Genomic DNA, 3,660 nt, shown 5'->3' with positions numbered 1-3,660 from the left:
TAAAGAATATAAAAGTACTCTAGTGAGAAATTAATGCATTTTTACTTGTTTTTTACCACAGTACTTTTGTTAGCCCCTGGCTTTTTTACCTCTGTCGGTAAATGTTTGTCTAAAAAATCATATACAAAATTAAAATGTTCTAAAGGTGCTATGTGTCCACCGTCTAGTTTTATATGTACGTTGTAATGCTTGAAATTTTTGTTTTTCAATCTTTTAATTAATTTGTCAGACATCTCGGTAGCAGGCCACATTTCATCATTTATACCTGACAGAATTAGAATAGCTCCATTAATATTTTCCACTTGAATCTCTGCCTTTTTTGAAGCTTCTTTGTCTTCAAGCATCATCTTGTGAGCAGTATATAAATCTCCTTTTAATGCTGGTGAGATTGTTTTTAATGGTGCAGGTACATAAGGAACTTCTTCACCTTTATAAGTCCACGAAGATGTATTAGCAGACCAAGTGATAGCAGGGAAGCTTACATTTGATGTTGACATTGCAATAACGGCATTGAAATGGTCAAATCTACTAGCTAAATTCAAGACTAATTCGCCACCACGTGAACCTCCAATGAGTGCAATTTTTGATTCATCGATTTTGGGCTTTTTGGCAATGTTCATTATGGTGTCCGAAATTGCATCTAATGAAATTCTATCAAGATTTTTAGGTGTTCCGTCAGCATTAAAATATCCGATTGCTAAAATCGCATAGCCTTTTTGAATAAGACTGTCCCTTTTACCTTTCATATGGTTTCTGTGCCAATCAATGCCACCTTCTGCACCACCAAAAGCTACAATTAAAGGCTGATTGTCAGAATTCCCTAAATATAAAACAGTTTCGACAACTCCGTGCTGTTTTGATAGACTTGGGACATACGTAAATATGTAAACTATTCCTGAAACTAAAATTAGAGCTAGGATGAATAATATTCTTTTGATTCTTTTCTTCATTTTGAGTTTTAATTTAATGGTAAAGCTACTGATTCTAATAATCAGAACTTTTGACCTAAATCAAATAATTACTTTACAGCTCTTATTCTGCTCAATGTTTCTTGAGTTATTCCTAAATAAGAAGCAACCATACCTAAAGGAATACGATGATAAATATTAGAATAAGTTTTTTGAAAATGAGTATATTTTTCCTTAGCAGTTGTAAATCTTATAGAAGTTATTCGTTCCATAAAATGACCAAAAATGGTTCCCATTGATAAACGAGCGTAACGTTCCATTTCTGGAAAATTGTCAAAAAGATATACAAGGTCGTTTACAGTTATAAAATATGCTTCGGTCTTTTCAATGGCATCAATGTAGTAGATGTCTTTTTCTCTTTGCATAAAGCTTTTCGGTGAGTTGACCCATTCATCTATTCCAGAAAAAAATTCGCTGATTTCTTTTCCATCTTTAATAAAATAGGTTCGTAGAATCCCTTTGTTAATGAAATAGCTTTTTTTAGAAATATTGTTAGCGTCTAAAACAAGTTCTCCTTTTTGAAATACAATAGGCTTTATTCGTTTTGAAAGTTCTAGTTTCAAATTTTCCGAAAGCTTAATAAACTTTTCAAAGTGGGTGAATATGTTTTCTGTTGTTTTGATTTTATTCAATTTGTGTATAGGTGTTTGTTCAGATTATCGCTAAAGCATAGTAAAGAATTAAAAACCAATTACTTTCTTGTTTGGCAGATTTTGTTAATATGTACTATTTTGCGTTTTAGAACTTAACCCTTATTATTATTTATACCTTATTGTGGTTAGTTATTTAGTGTTCTGATTATTTCATTTAAAGATGTTTTAGCTTCTTTCATTACTGGTAGGAAAGGCCAAATATGTGGCATATTTTTTCCTTCAATTATTTCAATATTAATTTTAGCGTTAATAAATTTTTTGACTGCTAGTTTTTGATCTGGATAACAAATGTCATTTTCTGCAAGAAATAGAATTGTATGGGGGAATTTGTTAAAATTTCCGAATAAGGGTGAAATTATAACGTTTTTTAGATCATTATTCTCGGCACACATCTTTTTGGCACTTAACACTCCAATTTTTGAAAGTATTGGATCAATATTATCTATTTTTTCAATTTCAGGATTAGACATACTTGCATCCATAACAGGTGTAACTAAAATGATTTTTTTCGGTAATTTTATGTCTTTTATTATCAGACGTTGCGTTAAGCACGCTATTAAAGTTCCACCAACAGAATCTCCAATAAAAGAAATGTTATTTGGGTGAAAATGCTCTAAAGCGACATTATATATTGAATCGATATTTTCTGATATTTTTGCTATCTTATTTTCAGGTGATTTGGGGTAGTCGCACATCCAAATCTTATAATTCGTTTGTCTAGCTATTTTTTTTGTAGAGTCCCAATGATGTTGAGCAGGACCAGAAATAAAAGCACCTCCGTGAACGAATATAAGAAGTTTATCAGAGTTTTGATTCAATCCTATTTCAGTAATTAAGGAATCTAAAACTTTAAAATTCCGTATTTTATTTTGTTTGAAAAACTTGCCTTTTGGATAACGAACATCTTCTTTTCTAATTTTTTTGAAATCTATTGGGTCTTTACTAAAATCCTGTTTTAGGCCTTTTAGTTTAAGAACTAATAGTGTAATATAGTACGTTAAGCTTTGTTTCATTGTTTTTTTTATAATTAAGCCCAACGTTTAGTGCAGAGCAAGTAGGATAGTAAAAAGCTACAAACTTTCAGGGTTGCACTGATCCAAAACGCTGTTCCGAAGTCTCGGAATTGTTTTTAATTTATTCATTTTTAAAATTCAAATCAACGGTTTGGCAGTGTTTGTAAATAGTACTGCGCTTACGTAAACCACTAATCGCCTTATTTGCTATATACATTGTTAGCGGCAGCACTTATTTTTTCTCTGCCATTATTTTTAGTTTTTCGTTCATTTTTTCAAAGCCTTTTTTAGTGTTTTCTGCATTAAACATCCATACTAGTATACCTTTAAACTTTTCACTTTGTCTAAAAGTTGTTGTTCCATTCCCATTGTCAATTAATTCAAACTTATGTTTCCCGTCAAAAAGGCCAGTGAATAACAAATGCCCGATCCAACTAAATTCTTTATTTACTTGATAAGTTAAAACTTTTGGTTTAAAAGTCATTTCTTTTGTTTCTGGGGGTTTAATTCTTGTCGTAATTTTATTTCCAATTTTTACGTTTCCTATTATTGACTTTATAAATTGGTTCCAATTCGGATAATTGTCAAAGTCTGTGAGGATTGACCATACTTTCGTTGGGGATGCATTAATTAATATTTCTGTTTTTATTTCTTTTGCCATAGCTGAAGAAGCTAATAGGGTGATTAGAATACTTGTTATTAAATATCTCATTTGTTACGTTTTTTTATCACGTTACAAAGGTCTATGGAAATTATTATTTTGCTCTTGACAAATGTCAAGAAATCATAACAGTTGTTTTTTTCTAATTCGACTAAAAGTCTCAGGTGTCATTCCCAGCATTGAAGCAATGTATTGCAGGGGAACTTGATTAAACAATTCTCTGTTGTTTTCAAAAAAATAATTATATCTTTCTTCTGCTGTCATAGATAAATGACTAAAAATTCTTTCTTCTAAAATTATAAAACAACGAACAATAAATAGCTTTTCTAATTCGTGCCATTTAGGAATTAATTTTCCAATTTTAT

4 protein-coding genes and 1 pseudogene are annotated in these 3,660 nt (G+C 30.7%); all 5 read right to left on the bottom strand.

Annotated features, from left to right (window positions below; translation table 11 throughout):
• Positions 1-41: 41 nt before the first annotated feature.
• Positions 42-950, bottom strand: a complete 909-nt coding sequence (locus CXF67_RS08670; RefSeq protein ID WP_102088396.1) for an alpha/beta hydrolase family protein — start codon at positions 948-950, stop codon at positions 42-44.
• Between the two features lie 68 nt (positions 951-1,018).
• Positions 1,019-1,600 carry a Crp/Fnr family transcriptional regulator gene (locus CXF67_RS08665; RefSeq protein ID WP_102088395.1) on the bottom strand — a complete coding sequence of 194 codons (582 nt, stop codon included), beginning with the start codon at positions 1,598-1,600 and terminating at the stop codon, positions 1,019-1,021.
• Between the two features lie 146 nt (positions 1,601-1,746).
• Positions 1,747-2,634, bottom strand: coding sequence for an alpha/beta hydrolase fold domain-containing protein (locus tag CXF67_RS08660; RefSeq protein ID WP_102088398.1), 888 nt, complete (start codon positions 2,632-2,634; stop codon positions 1,747-1,749).
• 232 nt (positions 2,635-2,866) lie between these two features.
• Positions 2,867-3,295 carry an SRPBCC domain-containing protein gene (locus CXF67_RS08655; RefSeq protein WP_102088397.1) on the bottom strand — a complete coding sequence of 143 codons (429 nt, stop codon included), beginning with the start codon at positions 3,293-3,295 and terminating at the stop codon, positions 2,867-2,869.
• A gap of 123 nt (positions 3,296-3,418) precedes the next feature.
• Positions 3,419-3,660, bottom strand: a pseudogene (locus tag CXF67_RS08650) (Crp/Fnr family transcriptional regulator); the annotation flags it as partial.

The organism is Psychroflexus sp. MES1-P1E (genome assembly GCF_002836055.1).
Lineage (GTDB): Bacteria > Bacteroidota > Bacteroidia > Flavobacteriales > Flavobacteriaceae > Psychroflexus.
This window is presented reverse-complemented; position numbering and strand designations above follow the sequence as displayed.

What these genes read in the sequence shown, in the direction of transcription:
- CXF67_RS08670 (WP_102088396.1), bottom strand. Translation starts at nt 950, where the DNA reads ATGAAGAAAAGAATCAAAAGAATATTATTCATCCTAGCTCTAATTTTA.
- CXF67_RS08660 (WP_102088398.1), bottom strand. Translation starts at nt 2,634, where the DNA reads ATGAAACAAAGCTTAACGTACTATATTACACTATTAGTTCTTAAACTA.
- CXF67_RS08655 (WP_102088397.1), bottom strand. Translation starts at nt 3,295, where the DNA reads ATGGCAAAAGAAATAAAAACAGAAATATTAATTAATGCATCCCCAACG.